At 67.7% G+C, this 22,682-nt stretch carries 22 protein-coding genes; 3 read left to right on the top strand and 19 right to left on the bottom strand.

What is annotated here, in order from left to right:
• Positions 1–76: 76 nt before the first annotated feature.
• The 13 genes from tpiA to rpe all read right to left on the bottom strand — a co-directional run bounded on the left by tpiA (position 77) and on the right by rpe (position 13,162).
• Positions 77–862, bottom strand: a complete 786-nt coding sequence (gene tpiA, locus L1080_RS09800; RefSeq protein ID WP_250773378.1) for a triose-phosphate isomerase — start codon at positions 860–862, stop codon at positions 77–79.
• Positions 862–2,073, bottom strand: a complete 1,212-nt coding sequence (locus tag L1080_RS09795; protein ID WP_250773380.1) for a phosphoglycerate kinase — start codon at positions 2,071–2,073, stop codon at positions 862–864. The genes tpiA and L1080_RS09795 overlap by 1 nt, the downstream gene beginning before the upstream one ends.
• Before the next feature lie 17 nt (positions 2,074–2,090).
• The gene (gene gap / locus L1080_RS09790; protein ID WP_109330240.1) at positions 2,091–3,110 is read right to left on the bottom strand and encodes a type I glyceraldehyde-3-phosphate dehydrogenase; all 1,020 of its coding nucleotides are present in this window, start codon (positions 3,108–3,110) and stop codon (positions 2,091–2,093) included.
• A gap of 188 nt (positions 3,111–3,298) precedes the next feature.
• Positions 3,299–4,276 carry a DNA-binding protein WhiA gene (gene whiA, locus L1080_RS09785; protein ID WP_201453625.1) on the bottom strand — a complete coding sequence of 326 codons (978 nt, stop codon included), beginning with the start codon at positions 4,274–4,276 and terminating at the stop codon, positions 3,299–3,301.
• A complete protein-coding gene (locus L1080_RS09780; RefSeq protein ID WP_159922657.1) occupies positions 4,273–5,298 on the bottom strand; it encodes a gluconeogenesis factor YvcK family protein in 1,026 nt (341 codons plus the stop codon). The genes whiA and L1080_RS09780 overlap by 4 nt, the downstream gene beginning before the upstream one ends.
• Positions 5,295–6,161, bottom strand: coding sequence for an RNase adapter RapZ (gene rapZ / locus L1080_RS09775; RefSeq protein ID WP_250773492.1), 867 nt, complete (start codon positions 6,159–6,161; stop codon positions 5,295–5,297). The genes L1080_RS09780 and rapZ overlap by 4 nt, the downstream gene beginning before the upstream one ends.
• Positions 6,162–6,205: 44 nt before the next feature.
• Positions 6,206–8,413: an excinuclease ABC subunit UvrC gene (uvrC, locus tag L1080_RS09770; protein ID WP_250773382.1), complete on the bottom strand. Its 2,208-nt coding sequence runs from the start codon at positions 8,411–8,413 to the stop codon at positions 6,206–6,208.
• Positions 8,414–8,478: 65 nt separating this feature from the next.
• Positions 8,479–8,931, bottom strand: coding sequence for a PH domain-containing protein (locus tag L1080_RS09765; RefSeq protein WP_109330248.1), 453 nt, complete (start codon positions 8,929–8,931; stop codon positions 8,479–8,481).
• On the bottom strand, positions 8,928–9,425 hold the full coding sequence (gene ribH, locus L1080_RS09760) for a 6,7-dimethyl-8-ribityllumazine synthase (protein WP_213571976.1): 498 nt from the start codon (positions 9,423–9,425) through the stop codon (positions 8,928–8,930). Before ribH ends, L1080_RS09765 begins: the two co-directional genes overlap by 4 nt.
• Positions 9,422–10,675, bottom strand: a complete 1,254-nt coding sequence (locus L1080_RS09755) for a bifunctional 3,4-dihydroxy-2-butanone-4-phosphate synthase/GTP cyclohydrolase II (RefSeq protein ID WP_109335132.1) — start codon at positions 10,673–10,675, stop codon at positions 9,422–9,424. The genes ribH and L1080_RS09755 overlap by 4 nt, the downstream gene beginning before the upstream one ends.
• A gap of 80 nt (positions 10,676–10,755) precedes the next feature.
• A complete protein-coding gene (locus tag L1080_RS09750) occupies positions 10,756–11,364 on the bottom strand; it encodes a riboflavin synthase (RefSeq protein WP_159922663.1) in 609 nt (202 codons plus the stop codon).
• A 37-nt stretch (positions 11,365–11,401) separates the two neighbouring features.
• Positions 11,402–12,457 (bottom strand): bifunctional diaminohydroxyphosphoribosylaminopyrimidine deaminase/5-amino-6-(5-phosphoribosylamino)uracil reductase RibD, encoded by a 1,056-nt coding sequence (gene ribD / locus L1080_RS09745; RefSeq protein WP_250773494.1) that lies wholly within the window; start codon positions 12,455–12,457, stop codon positions 11,402–11,404.
• Positions 12,458–12,478: 21 nt separating this feature from the next.
• On the bottom strand, positions 12,479–13,162 hold the full coding sequence (rpe, locus tag L1080_RS09740; RefSeq protein ID WP_109335134.1) for a ribulose-phosphate 3-epimerase: 684 nt from the start codon (positions 13,160–13,162) through the stop codon (positions 12,479–12,481).
• Between the two features lie 100 nt (positions 13,163–13,262).
• Here rpe and L1080_RS09735 point away from each other — a divergent pair, with 100 nt between their 5' ends.
• On the top strand, positions 13,263–13,601 hold the full coding sequence (locus L1080_RS09735; protein ID WP_159922665.1) for an MmcQ/YjbR family DNA-binding protein: 339 nt from the start codon (positions 13,263–13,265) through the stop codon (positions 13,599–13,601).
• 64 nt (positions 13,602–13,665) lie between these two features.
• On the opposite strand, the gene L1080_RS09730 is transcribed toward L1080_RS09735, so the two are convergent.
• The 3 genes from L1080_RS09730 to fmt form a co-directional block, all read right to left on the bottom strand.
• Positions 13,666–14,523, bottom strand: a complete 858-nt coding sequence (locus L1080_RS09730) for a mycofactocin-coupled SDR family oxidoreductase (RefSeq protein ID WP_159922667.1) — start codon at positions 14,521–14,523, stop codon at positions 13,666–13,668.
• A gap of 112 nt (positions 14,524–14,635) precedes the next feature.
• The gene (locus L1080_RS09725; protein ID WP_250773384.1) at positions 14,636–16,069 is read right to left on the bottom strand and encodes an RsmB/NOP family class I SAM-dependent RNA methyltransferase; all 1,434 of its coding nucleotides are present in this window, start codon (positions 16,067–16,069) and stop codon (positions 14,636–14,638) included.
• Complete coding sequence (gene fmt, locus L1080_RS09720) at positions 16,066–16,989, bottom strand: methionyl-tRNA formyltransferase (protein WP_250773386.1); 924 nt, start codon at positions 16,987–16,989, stop codon at positions 16,066–16,068. Before fmt ends, L1080_RS09725 begins: the two co-directional genes overlap by 4 nt.
• A 258-nt stretch (positions 16,990–17,247) precedes the next feature.
• Here fmt and L1080_RS09715 point away from each other — a divergent pair, with 258 nt between their 5' ends.
• On the top strand, positions 17,248–17,655 hold the full coding sequence (locus L1080_RS09715; RefSeq protein WP_109330259.1) for a YciI family protein: 408 nt from the start codon (positions 17,248–17,250) through the stop codon (positions 17,653–17,655).
• A gap of 5 nt (positions 17,656–17,660) precedes the next feature.
• Entirely contained in the window at positions 17,661–18,806 is a 1,146-nt protein-coding gene (locus tag L1080_RS09710; protein WP_250773497.1) for an RNA polymerase sigma factor, read from the top strand.
• 34 nt (positions 18,807–18,840) lie between these two features.
• Here the strand turns inward: L1080_RS09710 and L1080_RS09705 are convergent, their stop codons facing one another.
• The 3 genes from L1080_RS09705 to L1080_RS09695 form a co-directional block, all read right to left on the bottom strand.
• A complete protein-coding gene (locus tag L1080_RS09705) occupies positions 18,841–19,818 on the bottom strand; it encodes an esterase/lipase family protein (protein WP_250773388.1) in 978 nt (325 codons plus the stop codon).
• Between the two features lie 95 nt (positions 19,819–19,913).
• Positions 19,914–20,570 (bottom strand): PadR family transcriptional regulator, encoded by a 657-nt coding sequence (locus L1080_RS09700; protein ID WP_159922677.1) that lies wholly within the window; start codon positions 20,568–20,570, stop codon positions 19,914–19,916.
• 87 nt (positions 20,571–20,657) lie between these two features.
• On the bottom strand, positions 20,658–22,622 hold the full coding sequence (locus L1080_RS09695; RefSeq protein WP_284708363.1) for a primosomal protein N': 1,965 nt from the start codon (positions 22,620–22,622) through the stop codon (positions 20,658–20,660).
• Between the last annotated feature and the right edge of the window lie 60 nt (positions 22,623–22,682).

The raw sequence follows: 22,682 nt of genomic DNA, 5'->3' as shown, positions 1-22,682 counted from the left end.
CCTACAGGCGCTCCGCGCTCGTGCGCCTTTCTGGTAGCGGTGGCTACCAGAAAGGCGCACGAGCGCCGGAGGCGCCTCAGGGCAGGGGGCCGCCGGCAGCGATCGCCGACAGCGTCGCGAACTCGTCGGCCTTGAGTGAAGCGCCGCCCACGAGGGCGCCGTCCACGTCGGACTGCCCGACGATCTCGCCGACGTTCTTGGCGTTGACGCTTCCGCCGTAGAGCACACGGACCGTGGAGGCCACCGCAGGGGTGGCCAGTTCGCCGAGGGCGGCACGGACCGCAGCACACACTTCCTGCGCGTCCGATGCACTGGCGACCCGGCCGGTGCCGATGGCCCACACCGGCTCGTATGCAATGACGACCTTGGCGACGTCTTCGGCGGACAGCCCGGCGAGCGAACCCCGCAACTGTTCGACGTTGTACGCCACGTGCTCGCCGGCCTCACGAATGTTGAGACCCTCACCGATGCAGACGATCGGGGTGAGCCCGTTCTTCAGTGCTGCCTTGGTCTTGGCCAGCACGGTGTCGTTGTCCTCACCGTGCAGGGTCCGACGCTCGGAGTGTCCGACGACGACGAACGTGCACCCCAGCTTGGCCAGCATGGAACCGCTGATCTCGCCGGTGAAGGCACCCGAGTCGTGCGCCGACAGGTCCTGCGCCCCGTAGGTGAGCAGGAGCTTGTCACCCTCGACGAGGGTTTGGACACTGCGGATGTCGGTGAACGGTGGGAGCACCGTCACGTCGACCTTGTCGAAATACTTGTCCGGCAGCGAGAAGGCAATCTTCTGAACCAGCGCGATCGCCTCGAAATGGTTCAGATTCATCTTCCAGTTGCCGGCGATCAGCGGCTTGCGCGCCATCAGCCCTCCAGAACCGAGATGCCGGGCAGGTCCTTGCCCTCGAGGTATTCGAGGGAGGCTCCACCACCAGTCGAGATATGCGAGAAGCCGTCCTCGGGGAGATCCAGCTGACGCACCGCGGCCGCGGAGTCGCCGCCACCGACGACGCTGAAGGCGCCCTTGCCGGTGGCCTCGATGATGGCCTCGGCAACACCCTTGGTGCCCGCCGAGAACTTCTCGAACTCGAACACACCCATCGGGCCGTTCCAGAACACCGTCTTCGCGCTGGTGAGGATCGCCGCGAATCGGCGCACCGACTGCGGTCCGATGTCGAGGCCCATCCAGCCGTCCGGGATCTCGAGTACCGACACGGTCTTGGACTCGGCATCCGCCGAGAAGGAGTCCGCGATCACCACGTCCTGCGGGATGTGAATGACATCGGCGTACCGGTCGAGTAGCCCCTTGCAGGTCTCGATCATCGACTCCTCGCACAGCGAGTTTCCCACCGAGACGCCTTGCGCGGCCAGGAACGTGTAGAACATGCCGCCACCGATGACGAGGGTGTCGACCTTGGGGGCCAGTGCCTCGATCACCGCGAGCTTGTCCGACACCTTCGACCCGCCGAGTACCACCGCGTAGGGCCGTTCGGCGTCCTGGGTCAGCTTGCCGAGCACCTCGACCTCCGCGGCGACGAGTGTGCCCGCGTAATGCGGAAGCAACTTGGCCACGTCGTAGACGGACGCCTGCGCGCGATGGACGACACCGAAGCCGTCGGAGACGAAAGCACCGTCGTCTCCGACAAGCTCGACGAGCGCCTCGGCGAGCTTGGTGCGCTCCGCCTCGTCCTTGCTCGTCTCGCGCGCGTCGAAGCGGATGTTCTCGAGCAGGAGCACGTCGCCGTCGGTGAGACCCTCGGAGCGGGCCAGAGCGTCCTGGCCGACGACGTCCCCGGCGAGCTGGACGTTGCGGCCGAGTACCTCCGCCAGCTTCACTGCCACGGGTGCGAGCGAGAACTTGGGATCGGGTGTGCCGTCGGGACGGCCCAGGTGGGCGGTGACGATGACCTTGGCCCCGGCTTCCGCCAACGCCTTCAACGTGGGGGCGGACGCGATGATGCGGCCGGGATCGGTGATCTTGTCACCGTCGAGCGGAACGTTGAGGTCGGAGCGCACCAGCACGGTGCGACCCTCCACCCCAGCGTTCAGCAGATCCTGGAGAGTCTGAACTGCCACTGTTATTTGACCTTTGCTCAGAGAGACTTGGCGACGAGACCGATGAGGTCGGCCAGGCGGTTGGAGTAGCCCCACTCGTTGTCGTACCAGGACACGACCTTCGCCTGATCCTCGATGACCTTGGTGAGTCCCGAATCGAAGATGGAGGAGTGCGGATCGGTGACGATGTCGGAGGACACGATCGGCGCGTCGGTGTACTTGAGGATGCCCTTGAGCGGTCCCTCGGCCGCAGCCTTCATCGCGGCGTTGATGTCCTCGACGCTCGCCGACTTCTTCAGGTTTGCGGTGAGGTCGGTGACCGAACCCGTGGGGATCGGCACGCGCAGCGCGTAGCCGTCCAGCTTGCCGAGGAGCTGCGGAAGCACGAGGCCGATCGCCTTGGCCGCACCGGTACCGGTGGGAACCACGTTGAGAGCGGCGGCGCGGGCCCGACGCAGGTCGCTGTGCGGGCCGTCCTGCAGGTTCTGGTCCTGGGTGTAGGCGTGAACCGTGGTCATGAGCCCCTTGACGATGCCGAACTCGTCGTCGAGCACCTTGGCGATGGGCCCGAGGCAGTTGGTGGTGCACGAGGCGTTGGAGATGATGTTCTGGCTGCCGTCGTACTTGTCGTCGTTGACGCCCATCACGATGGTGATGTCCTCGCCCTTGGCCGGGGCGGAGATGATGACCTTCTTGGCGCCCGCGTCGAGGTGACCCTTCGCCTTCGCGGCGTCGGTGAAGATACCGGTGGACTCGACGACGACGTCGACGCCCAGGTCACCCCACGGAAGTGCCGCGGGGCCTTCCTTGATCGCGAGAGCCTTGATCTTCTGGCTTCCGACCACGATCGTGTCTTCGCCCTCGAGCGAGACGTCGTGCGGAAGACGGCCCAGGATGGAGTCGTACTTCAGGAGATGCGCGAGCGTTGCGTTGTCCGTGAGGTCGTTGACCGCCACAATCTCGATGTCGGTGGTTCCGAGCGCCTTCTGCGCATCCACCGCCCTGAAGAAGTTACGCCCGATACGGCCGAAACCGTTTACGCCTACCCGGACAGTCACAATCTGCTCCTTTGCGCATGATTCTGGTGTACAGCTCTGCTGCCCCGCACCACTCGAATCCACGTGTGCATGGCCGGGCGCGAGGGTCCATCGGTCGATGTGTTTCTTACCCTAGTGCTCAGGATCGCCCGGCGCGCACTCCACCCACGCCCAGCACAGTCCCGCACTCGGGCATGCGGGCCGGACAGCTACGCGTCGTCGAGAAGGTCTGCGGTGACGGCCGACTCGGTGTCGGGGATCCCGGTTTCCTTGGCTTTGCGGTCCGCCATGGACAAAAGACGCCGAATCCGCCCTGCGACAGCGTCCTTCGTCATCGGCGGGTCGGCGAGCTGGCCGAGCTCTTCCAGCGACGCCTGACGGTGCTCGACGCGCAGATGCCCGGCCGCCGCCAGGTGGTCCGGCACCTCGTCGCCCAAAATCTGGAGTGCCCGCTCGACGCGGGCTGCGGCTGCCACTGCCGCACGGGCGGAGCGCCGCAGGTTCGCGTCGTCGAAGTTGGCCAGCCGGTTGGCGGTGGCCCGAACCTCACGGCGCATCCGGCGTTCTTCCCACACGAGGCGGGTGTCCTGCGCCCCCATCCGCGTGAGCAGAGCCCCGATGGCCTCGCCGTCGCGAATGACGACACGGTCGGTGCCGCGGACTTCTCGTGCTTTCGCCGAGATCCCGAGCCGGCGAGCAGCGCCGACGAGTGCGAGCGCGGCCTCCGGACCGGGGCAGCTGACTTCGAGTGCCGAGGATCGTCCCGGTTCGGTGAGCGAGCCGTGCGCGAGGAACGCACCTCGCCACGCCGCCTCGGCATCGGCGACACTGCCGCCGACGACCTGGGCCGGTAGACCGCGCACCGGACGTCCCCGCAGGTCGAGGAGCCCGGTTTGACGGGCGAGGGCCTCACCCTCCTTCGCGACACGCACGATGTACCGCGACGACTTCCGGAGTCCCCCGGCGCTGAGGACATGGACGTCGGCGCTGTAGGTGAACAGGTCGAAAATTTCCCGGCGCAGTCGCCGAGCCGTGGAACCGAGGTCGACCTCGGCCTCCACCACCACACGGCCACCGACGATGTGCAATCCCCCGGCGAACCGCAGCAGCGACGAAACCTCGGCCTTCCGGCAACTCACATGAGTGACGACGAGACGACTGAGTTCGTCTTTGACCTCTGCTGTCATTGCCACGAAGCGCTCTCCCTTTCCTCTGGTGTCTCGGCCACAACGCTCCCCCGAGACCCCGGGTCGGGGCCGCTCCAGAGCTGTTCGAGAACGGACGCAAGTTTGCCTGCATGGTGCGTGTGGGTGCCGTGTTCCGACACGTCGGCGTAGACGACGCGGGCCCGGAACTGCTCCGCGGCGCGGTCGAGGTGCTCGCGTTCCCGGCCCGGGGGGACGGACGCGGAATCGACGACCACGAAGTCGACGGTGAGCCCTGGTGCGTGCCGGGACAGCACGTGTAAGTGCCGTTCCGTGGAGAAACCTGCGGTCTCACCGGGCTCCGGTGCGAGGTTGAGCACCAGCACCTTCCGGGCGACGGTCGCGATCAGGGTGTCGAGAAGTTCGGGTACCAGGACGTGCGGAATGACACTGGAAAACCACGATCCCGGACCGAGGACCACCATGTCGGCGGCCTCGATCGCTCGCACCGCGTCGGGACATGCCGGTGGGTTCGCGGGCAGCAACCGAACGCGCCGCACCTTGCCCGGGGTGGTCGCGACCGCGACCTGCCCGCGGATGCAGCGGCTGACTCGCGGGTCGGCCTCGAGGCCTTGCACGTCGGCTTCGATATCGAGTGCGATCGGCGACATCGGCAGCACCCGGCCGTCGATGCGGAGCAACCGGGCGAGTTCGTCCAAAGCGGCAACGGGGTCGCCGAGGACTTCGGTCAGGCCGGCCAGCATGAGATTTCCCACCGAATGCCCGGCCAGAGCGCCGATACCCCCGAACCGGTGCTGGATGGTGTCCGTCCAGTCCTGCACGTCCGGGTCGTCCGCAGCGAGCGCCGCCAGCGCCATCCGAAGATCTCCGGGCGGGATGACGCCCAGTTCCGCGCGCAGGCGACCCGACGAACCCCCGTCGTCCGCGACGGTGACGACGGCAGTGACGTTCCGGCTGAGCCGGCGCGCCGCACTCAGCGTGGCGAAAAGCCCATGACCTCCACCGAGCGCGACCACTGCGGGGTAGGCGTGCTCCGCCGTCATTCGCGCCCCAGATCACGGTGAACGACACGCACGCCGAGACCGGAGTCGTTTCCGAGCCGGCCTGCCAAGGCCTCGGACATCGCGACACTGCGATGCTTACCGCCGGTGCAACCCACCGCGATGGTCATGTAGCGCTTCCCCTCCCGACGATATCCCGCGATCGTCAGATCCAGCAGATGGTGATAGGTGGTCAGATAGTCGTCCGCGCCGTCCTGCGACAACACGTAGTCCCGCACGTCCGAGCTCTGCCCCGTGTGCGGGCGCAGTTCGGGGATCCAGTGCGGATTGGGAAGAAACCGGACGTCGCAGACCAAGTCCGCGTCCATCGGAAGACCGTACTTGAAACCGAACGACTGAACCGTCACCTGCATCGTGCGGTGCTCGGCGTCCCCGAAGGCGTCCTCGATCTTCTGCCTCAGCTGGTGCGCGGCGAGGGACGAGGTGTCGATCACCAGATCCGCGGCGGCCTTGACCTTGGCGAGTTGGTCGCGCTCGGCGGCGATGCCCTCGGACAGGGTGCCCTGGGCGCCGCCCCCGGACAGCGGATGACTTCGCCGCACCTGCTCGAAGCGGCGCACCAACACCTCGTCGGACGCATCGAGGTACAGCACCCGGGTGTGCACCGGCTTGCACTCCAGCTCGGTGAGAACCCAGCCGAGGTCTCCGGTGAACAGCCTGCTGCGCACGTCGATGACCACCGCGAGGCGTTCGAGTCGCGAATCGGATTCCAGACTCAGATCCACCATGCGGGAGATCAGTTCCGGTGGCAGATTGTCGGCGACGTACCACCCGAGGTCTTCGAGAACCTTCGCGGCGGTTTGCAGTCCCGCCCCCGAAAGCCCGGTGACGAGAAGGAAGTCCATCGGCCGAACCGTGGGTGGACGGTCGCTCTGCGCGTGCTGATCGTTCACTCGACACCTGTCCGTTGCGAAGCGTGTAGCCCTACTGTGTCGCGCTGTGCCGGCGGCTCCTGCTCTGCGGCCAGGTCCTGCTGTGCTGCCAAGTCGTGCCGGATGTCTGCGCCGTTCTCTTCTGTGCTGCCGGTTCCATTGCGATCGGGTTCATCATCCCCCACTCCCGCCACCGCCGCAGACGGTTCCCCGGCCCCGAGGGCGCTGAGGACGGCCTTCGCCGTGGTCGTGCCGATCCCGGGCACCGCCGTGATCTCCTCGACAGTGGCCTGCTTGAGGCGGGCGACGGAGCCGAAATGGGTGACCAGCGCCTTGCGGCGGGTATCGCCGAGACCGCGTACGGAGTCGAGTGCCGATGCCGTCATCCGCCGCGAGCGCTTGCTGCGGTGGAAGGTGATGGCGAACCGGTGCGCTTCGTCCCGCACCCGCTGCAGGAGGTACAGGGACTCACTGGTCCGGGGCAGGATCACCGGATCCTCCTCCCCGGGTACCCAGACCTCTTCGAGTCGCTTGGCCAGCCCGATCACCGCGACATCGGTGATCCCGAGTTCTTCGAGAACGGCGGATGCGGCCGCCACCTGCGGCGCACCCCCGTCCACCACGAAAAGGTTCGGCGGGTACGCAAACCGTCGCGGACGCCCGGTCTGAGGGTCGATCGCCGCCTCGGGTGCGAGATCGCCGCCTTCGGAGCCTTCCCCCGCCGCCTCGGCCTCCGCCCTCAGCACACCGACGTCGCGGTTGTGCCGCAGGAAACGCCTGCGGGTGACCTCGGCGATACTCGCGACGTCGTCGGAGCGGCCGTCACCGGCGGCCTCCTTGATCGCGTAGTGGCGGTAGTCGGACTTGCGGGGCAAGCCGTCCTCGAAGACGACGAGTGATGCCACGACGTCCGTGCCCTGCACGTGGCTGATGTCGACACACTCGATGCGCAGGGGCGCGGAATCCAGATCGAGAGCCTCCTGGATGCCCTGCAGTGCAGCCGACCGGGAGGTGAAGTCACCAGCGCGTCGCAGCTTGTGTTGCGCCAGCGCCTCCTGCGCATTGCGCTGCACCGTCTCGGCGAGGGCCTTCTTGTCGCCGCGCTGCGGCACTCGCACCCGGACTCCTGATCCACGCAACCCGCTCAGCCACTCCTGCACCTGCTCGGTGTCGTGTGGCAGTACCGGGACGAGCACCTCTCGCGGGACGCCGTTGCTTTCGCTCTCGCCGTCGGCGCCGCCCGCCAGCGCCGCCTGCTCGCCGTAGAACTGAGTGAGGAACTGCTCGACGAGAAGCGGTAGGTCCGAGCCCGCCTCGGAATCGACCGTTGCCCAGTCGATGACGTCTCCGGCTTTCTCGACCACCCAGCCGCGCTGCCCGCGGACCCGGCCACCGCGCACGTGGAACACCTGGACCGCCGCTTCGAGTTCGTCGGTCGCGAAGGCGACGAGGTCGGCATCGGTGCCGTCGCCGAGCACCACCGCCTGCTTCTCGAGTGCCCGCCGTAGCGCGCCGACGTCGTCACGCAGCCGCGCCGCCAACTCGAAGTCCAGCTCTTCGGACGCCTTCTGCATGCGTGCCTCGAGCTCGCGGACCAGCTTGTCGGTGCGGCCGGACAGGAAGTCGCAGAAGTCCTCCACGATCTGTCGGTGTTCCGCCGCCGACACGCGCCCCACACAAGGCGCCGAGCACTTGTCGATATAGCCGAGCAGACAGGGCCTGCCGATCTGGTTGTGCCGCTTGAACACTCCGGCCGAACATGTCCGGGCCGGGAACACGCGCAGCAGCAGATCCAGGGTCTCGCGGATAGCCCAGGCGTGGGAGTAGGGACCGAAATACCGCACCCCTTTACGACGGGGACCGCGGTAGACGAACAACCGCGGGAACTCCTCGTTCAACGTGACCGCGAGCACCGGGTAGGTCTTGTCGTCGCGGTACCGGACGTTGAACCGCGGATCGAACTCCTTGATCCAGTTGTATTCGAGCTGGAGTGCCTCCACCTCGGTGCTCACCACGGTCCACTCGACGCTGCCCGCCGTGGTGACCATCTGACGGGTACGCGGATGCAGCGTCGTGACGTCGGCGAAATAGGAGTTCAACCGCGAACGAAGACTCTTCGCCTTCCCCACGTAGATGACCCGGCCGTGCGGATCGCGGAACTTGTATACCCCCGGCGCCACCGGAATCGTTCCGGTCGCGGGGCGATATGTCGAAGGATCGGGCACCCCTCCACGTTAGTCGGCGCCACCGACCAACCCCGCATCCGCGACGGCCGGAACAGGCCGGCCCGTCAGGACGGTGCGTACTCCGACACGAGGTCACGGAAGCGGTGCACGGCGTCCACCGCGTAGTCGCGGTCGTTCGACTGGATCGCCATCACGGGAACGTATTCGTCGTCGGGGAGTTCTATCCGCGCCCATGCCGCGCCGTCGGGAAACGAGAGTCCCTCGTACAGGTCCCAATCGACGATCCGTTCGCCCAGGACGTTGCGGACAGCGATGCCGCGGGGGCCGACGCGCAACCGCGGACGTGTGAGCAGAAGCACCGCCCCGGCGAGCAGACACCCGATGCCGACGAAGGCCACCTGATCCGCGAGCCGGAAGTAGACGCCCGTCGAATCACCGCGCAGGAGAATGGCGAACGTCACGTGTAGGACGACCATGAGAATCGCCACGCCGATCGCGTACCGACTCGACTTGCGTGGTCGCGAGACGAACTGCCACTCGGTTTCCGAAGAGGTCATGCGAGCGCATCTTCCGTTCGTTCCCGGCGCAGGCGCGCCAGGGTGACCGCAGTGTCGAGCGCCGCAGCGCACGCCTGCCCGCCCTTGTCCTCCACCGCACCGGGCAGGCCGCTCCGGTCGATCGCCTGCTGTTCGGTATCGGTGGTGAGAACACCGTTGCCGACGGGAGTGCTCTCGTCGAGGGACACCCTCGTCAGGCCGGCGGTCACCGCGTCGCAGACGTACTCGAAGTGCGGGGTTCCGCCGCGGATCACGACACCGAGGGCTACCACGGCGTCATGAGTGCGGGCCAGTTCCTGGGCTACCACCGGCAGTTCGATCGCACCGGCCACGCGCACGAGGGTGACTTTCTTCACCTTCGCGTCCGCGGCGACCCGCTGGGCACCGGCAATCAGCGCCTCCGAGATCTCCGCGTGCCAGCTTCCCGCCACGATCGCCAGCTCGAGGTCCTGAGCCTCACCGAGTTGCAGGTCGGGCAGACCTTCACCACTCACAGCAGCTCTCCCGCTTCGAAGTCGTCGAGCCCGATCAGGTCGTGCCCCATCCGGTCGCGCTTGGTGCGCAAGTACGTCAGGTTCTCGGCGTTCGCGCGCAGCGGCATCGAGACACGCTCGGTGATCTGGAGCCCATAACCGTCGAGACCGACCCGCTTGGCCGGATTGTTCGTAAGCAGCCGCATCGACGAGATGCCGAGATCGACCAGGATCTGCGCACCGATCCCATAGTCGCGGGCATCTGCCGGCAGACCCAGCTCGAGATTGGCGTCGACGGTGTCCGACCCGGCGTCCTGCAACTGGTAGGCCTGCAGCTTGTGCATCAGTCCGATGCCGCGACCTTCGTGCCCCCGCATGTAGAGCACCACGCCGCGACCTTCCTGCGCCACCATGTCCAGCGCGGCGTCGAGCTGGGGACCGCAGTCGCAGCGCAGCGACCCGAACACGTCACCGGTGAGGCACTCCGAGTGCACCCGCACCAGGACGTCGCTGCCGTCACCGTCGGGACCCGGCAGGTCGCCGCGGACGAGCGCGACGTGCTCGACGTCGTCGTAGATGCTCCGGTATCCGACGGCGGTGAACTCGCCGTGCCGGGTGGGGATCCGTGCGGCCGCGACGCGTTCGACGTGCTTTTCGTGCTTGCGACGCCAGGCGATGAGATCGGCGATGGAGATCAGCGCGAGATTGTGGTCGTCGGCGAAGACCCGCAACTCGTCGGTCTGGGCCATGTGGCCCTCGTCCTTCTGGCTGACGATCTCGCAGATCACGCCCGCAGGCCGGAGGTCGGCCATCCGGGCCAGGTCGACGGCGGCCTCGGTGTGGCCGGGGCGGCGCAGCACCCCGCCCTCCTTGGCGCGCAGCGGCACGACGTGGCCGGGACGGGTGAAGTCCTGGGCTCCGCTGGACGGGTCGGCGAGCAACCGCATAGTGGCGGCGCGGTCGGATGCGGAGATCCCGGTTCCGATGCCCTCACGGGCGTCGACGGTCACCGTGTACGCCGTGCCGTGCTTGTCCTGATTGGTGGCGTACATCGGGGGCAGACCCAGCCGGTCGCAGTCCGCACCGTCGAGGGGCACACACAGGTAGCCGGAGGTGTATCGAACCATGAAGGCAACCAACTCGGGGGTGGCCTTCTCCGCCGCGAAGATGAGGTCTCCCTCGTTCTCCCGGTCTTCGTCGTCGACGACGACGACAGCCTTGCCTGCGGCGATATCCGCAACGGCGCGCTCGATACTGTCGAACCTGGTCACGTGCTCGGTCTCCAAAGTCTTGACTTACGCATCTTCGAATACAGCAATCGCATCCGTCGGATGCTTCTCAACAGTACGACTCAGCGGCCGGCGGCTTGCAGGCGCTCCACATACTTGGCGATCACGTCGACCTCCAGATTGACGGGTGTGCCGACCGGCGCCGCTCCCAGTGTGGTCAGGTTCAGCGTGGTGGGGATCAGCGAGATTTCGAAATACTCGTCGCCGCGCTCCCCGCCGAGCGCCGACACGGTCAGCGATACCCCGTCGACCGTGATCGATCCCTTCTCCACTACATACTTCGAGATCGCGTCGGGCAGAGCGATCCGCACCACTTCCCAGTTGTCGGACGGGTTCCGGCTGATGATGTGACCGGTACCGTCGACGTGCCCCTGAACGAGGTGACCGCCGAGCCTGCTGTTCAGCGCTGCCGCCCGCTCGAGGTTGACCCGGCTCCCGACATCGATCTTCTGCAGACTCGACCGGTTCAAGGTCTCCTGCATGACGTCGGCCGTGAACGACCCGTCGGCGAGCACTTCGACGACGGTGAGGCACACACCGTTCACGGCAATCGAGTCTCCGTGCGACGCATCGGAAGTGACCACCGGACCGCGGACGGTAAACCGTGCGGCGTCGGCCAGCTCTTCCTTGGCGACGACCTCACCCAATTCTTCGACGATTCCGGTGAACACGGTGGCTACTCCTCGTTTTCAGGGCTGACAGTGATATTCAGGGCTTGCTGGACAGGGCGGGGTGCTCCGACAGTGCCGGAATCAAACTCAACAACAAATCGGGGCCGATTGTTTCGACGGACTCGTGGTGGAACCGCAGTGCGCCGTCGATCGTGGACACCCCCGCCTCCGACACCGCGGGCCTGCCGGCACCGAGTACCAGCGGAGCGAGGTAGGCCTGGATCCGGTCGACCCGGCCTGCGGCAAGGAAGGCACCCGCCAACCGGGGCCCACCTTCGAGCAGAACGTCGGTGTACTCGGCGAGGGCGGCGACGACGTCGTTCACATCGTGGGTGCGGAGCAGCAGCGTGGGCGCCGAGTCGTCGAGAACCCGAGCACGCGCCGGAAGCTCGGTCCGGCCCACGACCACGCGCAGCGGTTGGTGGGCCGCGAGGGACCCGTCGGGCAGCCGAGCAGTCAGCCGGGGGTCGTCGGCGAGCACGGTCCCCGTGCCGACCACGATCGCGTCGAGCTTCGCGCGGTCGGCGTGGACCCGCGCCCGGGCGTCGGGACCGGTGATCCACTTGCTGGTTCCATCAGCTGCGGCACTACGGCCATCGAGGGTCGCCGCGTATTTCCAGGTGATGTGCGGACGGCCGGTGCGTTGCCGGTGCAGCCAGGCCCGGAGCGGCCCGCGCTCGACTTCCTGGGCGCGCAGTCCGGAGGCGACGGCGACGCCGGCGGCCGCGAGAGTTTCGGCGCCACCGGCCGCCTCGGGGTTGGGATCAGCCACCGCATAGTGGACGGCCACGACCCCGGCCTCGATCAGCGCGGTGGAGCAGGGCCCCGTGCGGCCGTGGTGGTTACACGGTTCCAGAGTGACCACGACCGTGCCTCCGCGCGCCGCGTCACCCGCCTCCCGCAACGCCACGACCTCGGCGTGGGGACCGCCCGGGGGCTGGGTCATTCCCACCCCGGCGATACGCCCGCCGGCGTCGAGCACGACAGCACCGACCGCGGGATTGGGGCTGGTGAAACCACGGGCCGACTCCGCGGCGCCGATGGCGATCAGCATCGCGGCGTCGAGGTCTGCGGCGGAATTCTCGTGGGGCACGTTCACGGCGCGGCTGGGCCGTTACCGCGAGATGCTCAGGTGCGGAGAGGCTTTGGCCGCACTGGCTCGGAGCGCCTGCACCGCTTCGGCGGGATCGGAGGCGCCGTACACGGCGGACCCGGCGACGAAGCAGTCGACTCCCGCCTCGGCGGCGGCCTCGACGGTGTCGGCGTTGATGCCGCCGTCGATCTCCACGATCAGCGTCAGCTCACCCGAGTCGACCAGACGGCGTACTGCCTTCGCCTTGGACAACACCTCCGGGATGAAGGACTGTCCGCCGAATCCGGGCTCCACGCTCATGACGAGAAGCGTGTCGAAATCCTTCAAGATTTCCAGGTAGGGCTCGATCGGCGTTCCCGGCTTCACACTGAGTCCTGCTTTAGCGCCGGCCGCCCGAATGTCGCGGGCCACCGACCGCGGGTCGTCGGTGGCTTCGGCGTGGAAGGTCACGTTGTGTGCGCCGGCTTCGGCGTAGGGCGGTGCCCAGCGTCCCGGGTCGTCGATCATGAGGTGGCAGTCGAGCGGAATGTCCGTCGCCGCGAGCAGGCTCTTCACCACGGGAAGACCGAGCGTGAGGTTCGGGACGAAATGCGCGTCCATCACGTCGACATGAAGCCAGTCGGCACCGGCGACCGCGGTCGCCTCCTCGGCGAGACGAGCGAAATCTGCAGACAGGATGGACGGTGCGATCATCGGGGTTGCCACGCGCCGGAGTTTAGTCGCACGCGGAAATGTCGCGGACCACGCGGTCGGACCACGCGAGAAACGTCGTCGCCCGCCGTCACGATTCCGCCATACTGGGGCCATGGCGACCTGGGCGGACGTGGTGGACATCGGGAGGTCATTGCCCGCAGTGGAGGAAAGCACGTCCTACCGGACCCCGGCGCTGAAAGTGGCCGGCAAGCTGATCGCGAGACACCGCACGGAGTCGGACGGCGGGCTCATGGTGGTGTGCGGTCTCGACGAGAAGGCCGCTCTCCTCGAGGAGGGAAACGCTTTCTACACCACCCCCCACTACGACGGGTACGGCGCGATTCTGGTCCGTCTCGACGAGGTCGGCCTCGACCAACTCACGGAGCTTCTGCAGGATGCTTGGCGGATCAAGGCCTCTGCTCGGCTCCGCAAGCAGGTCGACCGTCCCTGATCGCCGAGTCCGGGGGGGATCGTAGGGCGTGGTGCGACGCCGGCGCGAAACCCGGTACGCAGACTCAGACCCCCAGCTTGAGACCCGCTCCCGCGTCGACGCGGAGCTGCTGTCCGGTGACGAACCGCGACTCGTCGGACGAGAGGTATACCACCGCGTGGGAAATATCCTCGGGCTCCACCCACGGCGTCGGCATCGCCTGCATGAAGGGGAACGTCACCTTCGCGTCTTCGGCCGTCGGGTTCTCGAGGTCGGGCCGGAACGTGCGGAACATCGGCGGGCTCTGGAGCATGTCCGTGTTGCAGTTGGTGGGATGGATGGCGTTGACGCGAATGGACTTCGGGCCCAGGGTGAGCGCCAGCGAATGCGTGTAGGTCTGCAGCATCTTCTTGGCCAGACCGTATCCGTCTCCGCCCGGCCCCTGGAGTGCCTGCTGACCGTTGAGGCCGGTCTGGGGGACGAGGCCGGCGACCGAACCGGTGGCGATGATCGACGCGCCACCGCCGAGATGCGGCAGAGCGACGTGGATGGTGTTGACCACACCCACGAAGTCGACGTCGAATGCGTCCACGAATCCTTCGACCGGCACATCGTTGCCGAGTGGGGCGATACCCGCGTTGGCGACCACCACGTCGAGCCGCCCGAGTCTGGCGACGGCGGCGTCGAGTTCCCGTTTCAGCGCCGCGCGATCACGCACGTCGACCTTCGCCGTGACCACGCGACGTCCCGCCTTCTCGACGAGCTTCCCGGTCTCTTCCAGATCGGCCGGCGTCGCGAGGGGATACCCGTTCGATGCAATGTCCTCGCAGAGGTCGAAAGCGATGATGTCGGCGCCCTCGTCGGCGAGGTGGACGGCATGACTGCGCCCCTGCCCCCGTGCTGCGCCGGTGATCAGAACTACTTTCCCCGCTACCCGATTCATCGTGAGTCCTCCACTCGCTTGTGACAGACGACCTTCGTCGCGAGAAAAGTAGAACACGTTTTAGCACAAATGGGAACAGGTTCTAGTTATCTGAACGAGCGTCCGATCACGGTCACTCCATCGGCTTCCGCAGCGCAGCGAGAAACATTGCGTCGGTGCCGTGACGGTGCGGCCACAGTTGCACACTCGTACCGTCACCGAGTCCCGGAACGCCCGGGACCAGTGCCCTCGTGTCGAGCGCTGTCACGCCATAGCGACGTACCGCATCCGCCACCACCGCCACTGTCTCCGACAGGTGCGGAGAACACGTCGAATACACGACGACACCACCCGGGCGCACCAACCCCAGCGCCGAGGCGAGCAGTTCCCGCTGCAATTTCGCCAGACCGGCCACATCGGACGGCTGCCGACGCCAGCGTGCCTCGGGGCGGCGCCGCAGGGCACCGAGACCGGTGCACGGCGCGTCGACCAGGATTCGGTCGTAACCACCGGCAAGCCCGGGATCGCGCCCGTCCGCGACATGCACGTCGACCGGGAGTTCCCGCGTCGTCTTACGAATGAGGTCGGCGCGGTGCGCCACCGGCTCCACCGCATCGAGTCGCCCGCCCTCGATACCTGCGAGTGCGCCGAGAAGCGCGGCTTTACCACCAGGTCCGGCACAGAGATCGAGCCAGCGCCCGCCGTCCGATCCCTCGAGTGGGGCCAGGGCGAGTGCCCGGGCCACCAGCTGACTGCCCTCGTCCTGCACACCGGCCAGACCCTCGCGCACAGCGTCGAGCTGACCCGGGTCGCCACCGTCGAGATACACCGCATACGGCGAGTACCGGCCGATCTCTCCCCCGGTGACCAGAGCCAATTCTTCCGCCGAGATCTCACCCGGACGCGCGACGAGGTGAACGGCCGGACGGGAATCGTCGGCGATCAGGGCATCCCCGAGTTCGCCGGCGTCGGGCCCCAGCGCGTCCGCGAACACCTGCGCGATCCAGGCCGGGTGCGCATGCTCGAAGGCCAGCCGCCCGATCGGGTCGGACGGCGCCAACCGCTCCACCCACTCCGCTTCCGACCGCTCCGACACCCTGCGCAACACGGCGTTGACGAACCCGGCCTTGCCCGGACCCGCCTCTGCGCGTACGAGGTCGACGGAGGTGGCGACGGCGGCGTGCGGGGCCACCCGCGTACGGAGAAGCTGGTAGGCGCCCAGTTGGAGCACATCCAGCAGAGGGCCGTCGACCTCCTCGATCGGGCGGCCCGCACAGTCCGCGATGACCGCGTCCAGCAGTCCCCGCGCTCGCGCCGCACCGTAGGCCAATTCCGTGGCCAGCGCGGCGTCCCGGCCGTCGAGTCGCCGTTCCCGCAGCAGTCCGGGGAGGACCAGGTTCGCGTAGGCGTCCCGTTCACGCACTGCCCGCAACACGTCACGCGCAGCGAGCCGAGGCTGGTCCAGACCCGCTTGGGCGGCGTCGGGCCGACGTGCCTGGCGCGGCCGATTGTTGCTCGCGCCTGTTCCTGCCCTCTTGCCGCGTGCGGGTCTTCTCGAGTCGCTCACTGTGCCCGTACCTTCGCGTCGAGTCGTGCGCCCCGCGCCCAGTCGAGAGCGGACATCTGTTTTTTTCCTTGAGGTTGGATCCGGTCCAGCCGGACTGCCACCGTGGAGGTTCCGACGAGGAATTCGCTCTTGGTCACGGAGATTTCTCCGGGCTCGAGCCTGTCGTCGGTGAGGGTGAGCGGGCCGACCTTGACGCGCACGTCCCCGATCGTCGTCCATGCTCCCGGTGCGGGTGTCACCGAGCGGACATGCCGATCGATCACCACAGCTGTTCTGTCCCAACGGATTCGGGCTTTCTCCACGGTCACCTTGGGTGCATACGAGACGCCGTCCCCCGGCTGCGGAACCGCGGTGATCGTGCCGTCTGCCAATCCGTCGAGAACGGATTCGAGGAGAACCGCCCCGCTGTCGGCCAATCGGCCGAGAAGGTCACCCGCGGTATCGGTACCGCGGATTCGCTCGGTCACGATCCCGTACACCGGGCCCGTATCCATTCCAGCCTCGAGCCGGAAGGCGCTGGCGCCCGTCATGTCGTCGCCGGAAGCGATTGCCGCCTGCACCGGCGCCGCACCCCGCCAGGCGGGCAGCAGCGAGAAGTGCAGGTTGACCCAGCCGAGGGCCGGAACGTCCAGCGCCTTCTGCGGAAGCAACGCACCGTAGGCGACGACGGGAGCACACTCGGGTGCCAGGTCGGTCAGTCGTGCGAGGAACTCCGGATCGGAGGGTCGCTCGGGCGTGAGCACCTCGATACCGTGCGCGTCCGCAAGGGCACCGATCGGCGATCGGACTACCTTCCGCCCTCGCCCGGCCACCGCGTCCGGCCGCGTGATCACGGCGACCACCTCGTGACGGGCGGAACGGATGAGTCGCTCGAGAGACGGCACAGCGGGTTCGGGTGTACCGGCGAAGACTAGGCGCACGTCGGCGACCCACACAGCTGACGACGGACCGCGGTGCGGGCCGAAACGATACTCACGAAAAAAGCTCCCCTTGGGTCGACGGTGTGACGACCAGTCTAGGGAGTCGTGCGCCTCACGATGACACTGCGATGCGCAACCACGACAAACCGGCGGGCTCCAGGAAAATGTCGCGGCACGATGTCGAAATCGCGAGCGCAGCTCCGTCCCAGGGTTGAAATACGGCCACAATGGGCCCTACACCACACCGAGGAGAAGACGATGGCCAAGTACCTGCTGCTCAAGCACTACCGAGGCGCACCGGCACCGGTCAACGACGTACCGATGGATCAGTGGACGCCAGAGGAGGTTTCGGCCCACATGCAGTACATGGAGAACTTTGCCGCTCGGATCGAAAGCACCGGCGAATACGTCGACAGTCAGGCACTGTCACCGGAAGGCACGTTCGTCCGGTACGACGGCGAGGGGCGTCCGCCGGTGACCGACGGCCCGTTCGCGGAGACCAAGGACCTGATCGCGGGCTGGATGGTGATCGACGTCGAGACCCGCGAGCGGGCGCTCGAACTCGCCGGTGAATTGTCTGCAGCTCCGGGCGCGGGCGGGAAGCCGATCCACGAGTGGCTCGAGGTGCGCCCGTTCCTGACCGAGCCGCCCACAATCACGGAGTGACCGAGGTGGACGCGGTCGTGCTGCGGACCCTCACCCCCACGGTGATCGGGATCCTCGTCCGCCGCGGAGCCGACTTCGCGGCGGCCGAGGACGCCGTGCAGGACGCTCTGGTGGAAGCGGTGCGCGTGTGGCGGGCCGATCCGCCGCGAGATCCCCAGGGCTGGCTGATCACCGTCGCCTGGCGCAAGTTCCTCGACGCCACCCGCACCGATACCTCCCGGCGCCGACGCGAGGCGCTCGTCGAGGTGGAGCCCGTACCGGGCCCGGCACCGTCGGTCGACGACACACTCCAGCTGTACTTCCTGTGCGCGCATCCTTCCCTGGCACCGGCGTCGGCCGTCGCGCTCACGTTGCGCGCGGTCGGCGGCCTGACCACGCGTCAGATCGCGCAGGCTTACCTCGTACCCGAGGCGACGATGGCCCAGCGGATCACGCGGGCCAAGCGGACCATCTCGAAAGTCCGGTTCGACCAGCCCGGTGACGTCGCCACGGTGCTGCGTGTGCTCTACCTCGTCTTCAACGAGGGTTACTCCGGCGATGTCGACCTCGCCGCGGAGGCGATCCGGCTCACCCGCCAACTGGCGGCCGAGGTCAGGCACGAGGAGGTGGCGGGCCTGCTCGCGCTGATGCTGCTCCACCACGCCCGACGCCTGGCACGGACCGCCGCCGACGGTAGCCTCGTGCCTCTCGCCGATCAGGACCGCAGTCTGTGGGACACCCGCCTGATCGCCGAGGGCATCGACGTGCTGCAGGCAGCCCTCGCCCGCGACCGATTGGGCGAGTTTCAGGCCCAGGCCGCCATCGCCGCGCTCCACGCCGATGCCCGGACCGCCGAGGAGACCGACTGGGTGCAGATCGTCGAGTGGTACGACGAACTGGTGCGCCTCACCGACAGCCCGGTAGCGCGCCTCAATCGGGCTGTCGCAGTCGGCGAGGCCGACGGTCCGCGGGCCGGCCTGGCTGCCCTCGCGGAGATCGACCCCGCCCTGCCCCGGTACGCCGCCGTCGCGGCATACCTCCACGAGCGGGACGGTGACACCGTGACCGCTGCACGGCTCTACGCCGACGCTGCCCGATCGGCGTCCAGCCTCGCCGAACGCGACCACCTCACGCGACAGGCGGCACGCCTCAACGCGCAAAAGCGCCGGTGATCCCCGGCGACAGGCCCCACTCGCGTCTGGGATTTCAGAAGTTACTGTCGACGACTACCTGGGGAATGTCCGCGCCGATCGGAACGAACTCGCATCGCGCAATCGGAATGGCGTTGGGGTCCAGAGCCGTTCGTATGAGATCCAACGCGAACGGATCGTACGGTGCCCGGAAATGCCCCGACCCGTCCTGCGGACACAGGTCCTGGATGACGAGGTTCACCGCCCCGTCGCCGTGCAGCGCCATGTTGGAATACGGCTGGATCATTTCGTCGTAGCGCGAACTGACGGTGGTGTAGGAGACACCGGGAACCGTGTCGCCGCCGGCATTCAGTTCGGTCATGAACGGTGAACCCTGCATCTGCTGACCGACCGCCACAGAGGTGAGCTCGGTGACCACGTCCGGCCCACCGGGGAGCGCCTGGAACATCGGGGCGAGCCCGAACATCACACCGCCGTAACTGGGGGACGCGAGCCCTACCCACTGGTCGACGAAGCGCGCACCACCGAGCTTGTTCACGTAGTACCGGCTGACATTCGCTCCTTGCGAGTATCCGACCACGTCGACTTTTTCCGCACCCGTCGACTCGCGGACCTGGGCGACGAATCGGCCGAATTCTCCGGCGCTGTCGACGATGTCTTCGGTGCCGTGCGTGTCGGCGCCGGGTTTGCCGCCGTAATTGAGGGCGAAGACGCAGTATCCGTCCGCCGCGAGCAAGGGGGACAACGCCGCCCAGTCGGTGTAGGCGCTGGCGTCGGTGCCATGCGCGAGAACGACGGGCTCGGGATGCTCGGGCGCGGGCGTACAGGAGAAATCGTTCGATCCGGCGGGAGCGCTGCCCGGATGCGCTTTCGCGTACGCGGCGGCCGCGCTGCGCGCGCTCTGCGGGACCCCGACACCCGCGGGCACTTCGAGTCTCGACGCCGGAACGTCTTCGGCCTGGGCTGTGGTCAGCCCGGCGGAAGACAGCAAGGCAACACAAGCAGCGACCGTGACAACACCTCGAAGGTTCATGATCTCTCCCCGACACCGCGGCTATTCCCTGTGAACTTTCCCAGAGTGTGCCCGTGGTGTCGCGACGAGAGTGGGACCCTGCGCGCGGTGTGTCGCTAGGAGTCGGCGCTCTTCGTGTCGCCGGAGTCCTGTTCGTCCTCCGCGAGAAGCCGGTACAACGCACGCCGGGTTTCGGTGAGAATTTCTCCGGCGCGCCGGATCTGGTCCTCATTCCCTACAGCGGCGACCTGCCCTGCCGCGCCCATGAGCTGCCCGATCAGGCCGCGCAGGTCTTCCGCCGGCCGGCCGACACTCTCGCGGACGTCGTCCCAGGGGGTGCCGAGCTCAGCGGTGTTCGCCTCGACGAACGTCTTCCCTTCCTCGGTCAGTCGAGCGGTCTTGCGTCCCGCGACCTTCTCGATGAGAACGAGCCCCTCGTCCTCGAGCTGAGACAGTGCGGGGTAGATCGATCCGGGGCTGGGCTTCCACACCCCACCACTGCGGTCGACGATCTGCTGGATGAGCTCGTACCCGTGCATCGGTTCCTCCGCGAGCAGCAGGAGGATCGCCGAGCGGACATCACCGCGTCGCCCCCTGCCACCGCGGCCCCGGCCTCGGCCGAACGCCATACCCGGACCGAATCCGGGATCTCCGTCCGGACCGAACGGCCCGCGACGGTGCCCGTGACGGTGCGGGCCCTCCGGGCGGCCCGTCCGCTGGTGCGCGAATCGGTCCCTGTGGGAACCGCGGTGTCCGAAACGAAAGTTCTGCATGTCAGCCTCCTCAGGCTTATCGATGATGCATCATCGATATATCGTCAAAAACGCTCGCGCAACCATCGGGGATGAGTTCATTGGGCATCAGCCGATGTGGATGGGGTCGATCTGGACTCGCACCGGATGCGATTCCCGCCGGGCACTGCGGACCGCTTGAGCGGCAGACAGCGCCTCTGCCAATGGTTTTCCCTCACCACGGGGTACGCGCACCAGCATCCGCTCGATATCGGCCGGCTCCGGCGATTCACCGGCGACAGGCAATCGGGCCCCCGCCGGCAGTTCCACAGGGCCCAACAATTCCGCGTTATCGGGGAGTTCGGCCAGGTCCAGGAGCTCCGAGACAGCCTTTGCGCTGCCGTCGACGGCCGCCAGATGAATCGCCGGCGGAAACCCGACTTCTGCCCGTTCTTCGTACTGCGCGCGCGCGTGACCGACCGGATCCCAGCGGACCAGTGCTTGTACCGTCGGAATACCCGAATCGGCTACGACGACAACCTGGCCACCGTCACCGAACGGCTTCACGAGGGCCGAAGCCGTCATCCAGCGCCGCAGGGTCTCCTCAGCCGCTCGCAGATCCGGACGTCCGAGCAACGCCCAGCCGTCCAGGAGCAGTGCGGCGCCGTATCCGCCGGTCATCACCGGTTCGGCGCCGACGGTGGAGACCACCAGCGCCGGCCCCTGCTCGACGACGTCGATGACATCGCTTCCCCCGGACATCCGGACCGGTACACCGGGAAACGCTCGCCCGAGTTCCTCCGCCGTCCGGCCCGCTCCTACCACCACGGCCCGCAGCGCTCGGGCGCCGCAGGCGTGACAGCGGTGCGCGGCGTCCGCGACTCCGCACCATCGGCATGCCGGTGTGCCCGCCCCGTCCGGACCGGCGGCCGACGGAAGCGCCAAGGGCCCGTTGCACCGTCTGCAGCGGGCAGGAGCGCGGCATTTGCCGCACGCGAGACTCGGGACATACCCCCGGCGGGGCACCTGGACCAGCACTCCCCTGCCTGCACCGAGCGCCTCGCGTGCCGCGGCGAAGGCAATGGCAGGCAGGCGGGCAGCGCGGGCTCCCGGGTCTCTGGCGAGCGCGTGATCGCTGTCAGCGAGGGCGGTGATCTTGGGGGCGCGGGCCCGGACCACGTCGCGGGACGCGACCAGGTCGTGTGCCCATCCGGAGTCGACGAGGGCCTGCCCCTCGGCGGTGCGGGCATGCCCCGCCACCACCATTGCGCTTCCGCCGGCGTACGCCCGTAGGAGCGCCACCTCGCGAGCGTGGGGGTAGGGCGCCCGCGGCTCGGAGTGACTGTCGTCGCCGTCGTCCCAGATGACGATCAGACCTGTCCGAGGCGTCGGCGCGAACACGGAACTTCGGGTGCCCACGACTACTTTGGCGGTCCCGCGCAGGGCGGCAAGCCAACGCCGGTACCGCAGCGCGGGGCCGAGACCCGCGGCGAGACCGACGACCCGGCTACTGCCCAGCAGGGACTCCACGGCCGCAACCACCCGATCCAGATCGCGCTGATCGGGCACCACGATGACCGTGCTGGTGTCGGCACCGGCGGCGATTGCCGACAGTTCGGCCAGTCGTGCCGGCCAATCTTCGCCGGGCAGCGCCTGCCAGACGGCCCGCGGACTCCGCTGCTCCGCAAGGGCGGTCAGGAACGCCTCACCGTGAACGTACTGGGCCCACGCTTCTCGGTCGACGGCGTGTTCCGGTGTCGGTGCGGATTCCGGCGCGGCCTCGGCTTCTGCCCGGGCATGCCGGGGCGGGATGGCCAGGCGCAGCACATCCGCTCGGGTACCCGCGTACCGAGCGGCAACGAGTTCCACGAGCCGGGTGATCTCCGGAGTGAGTACTCGCTCCGGGGAGATCACCCGTTCGAGCCAGCCGAAGCGTCCCTGGTGATCGCTGGTCGCCGTCCGGGAAACCACGAAACCGTCCACGAGACGCCCCGCAAATCGGATGCGCACGCGCACACCCGGCTGTGCCTGCTCGTCGAGCTCGCGAGGAACGAGGTAGTCGAACTCACGGTCGAGGTGCGGGAGCGGCAGCATCGGCAGCACCCGCGCCACCGGATCGACCTCCGCCGCAAGCTTGGCTGACGTCACAGCCTG

The sequence above is a fragment of the Rhodococcus sp. MSC1_016 genome (assembly GCF_023667485.2).
Classification (GTDB): domain Bacteria; phylum Actinomycetota; class Actinomycetes; order Mycobacteriales; family Mycobacteriaceae; genus Rhodococcus_F; species Rhodococcus_F oxybenzonivorans.
The sequence above is the reverse complement of the archived record's forward strand: the minus strand, read 5'-3'. Positions and strand labels throughout refer to the sequence as shown.

Bases quoted from the DNA above. Each gene is read 5' to 3' on its own strand.
- tpiA (WP_250773378.1), bottom strand. From the start codon at position 862: ATGGCGCGCAAGCCGCTGATCGCCGGCAACTGGAAGATGAATCTGAAC.
- whiA (WP_201453625.1), bottom strand. From the start codon at position 4,276: ATGACAGCAGAGGTCAAAGACGAACTCAGTCGTCTCGTCGTCACTCAT.
- L1080_RS09780 (WP_159922657.1), bottom strand. From the start codon at position 5,298: ATGACGGCGGAGCACGCCTACCCCGCAGTGGTCGCGCTCGGTGGAGGT.
- rapZ (WP_250773492.1), bottom strand. From the start codon at position 6,161: ATGGACTTCCTTCTCGTCACCGGGCTTTCGGGGGCGGGACTGCAAACC.
- L1080_RS09765 (WP_109330248.1), bottom strand. From the start codon at position 8,931: ATGACCTCTTCGGAAACCGAGTGGCAGTTCGTCTCGCGACCACGCAAG.
- L1080_RS09735 (WP_159922665.1), top strand. From the start codon at position 13,263: ATGGCGACCTGGGCGGACGTGGTGGACATCGGGAGGTCATTGCCCGCA.
- L1080_RS09730 (WP_159922667.1), bottom strand. From the start codon at position 14,523: ATGAATCGGGTAGCGGGGAAAGTAGTTCTGATCACCGGCGCAGCACGG.
- L1080_RS09715 (WP_109330259.1), top strand. From the start codon at position 17,248: ATGGCCAAGTACCTGCTGCTCAAGCACTACCGAGGCGCACCGGCACCG.
- L1080_RS09705 (WP_250773388.1), bottom strand. From the start codon at position 19,818: ATGAACCTTCGAGGTGTTGTCACGGTCGCTGCTTGTGTTGCCTTGCTG.
- L1080_RS09700 (WP_159922677.1), bottom strand. From the start codon at position 20,570: ATGCAGAACTTTCGTTTCGGACACCGCGGTTCCCACAGGGACCGATTC.
- L1080_RS09695 (WP_284708363.1), bottom strand. From the start codon at position 22,622: ATGCTGCCGCTCCCGCACCTCGACCGTGAGTTCGACTACCTCGTTCCT.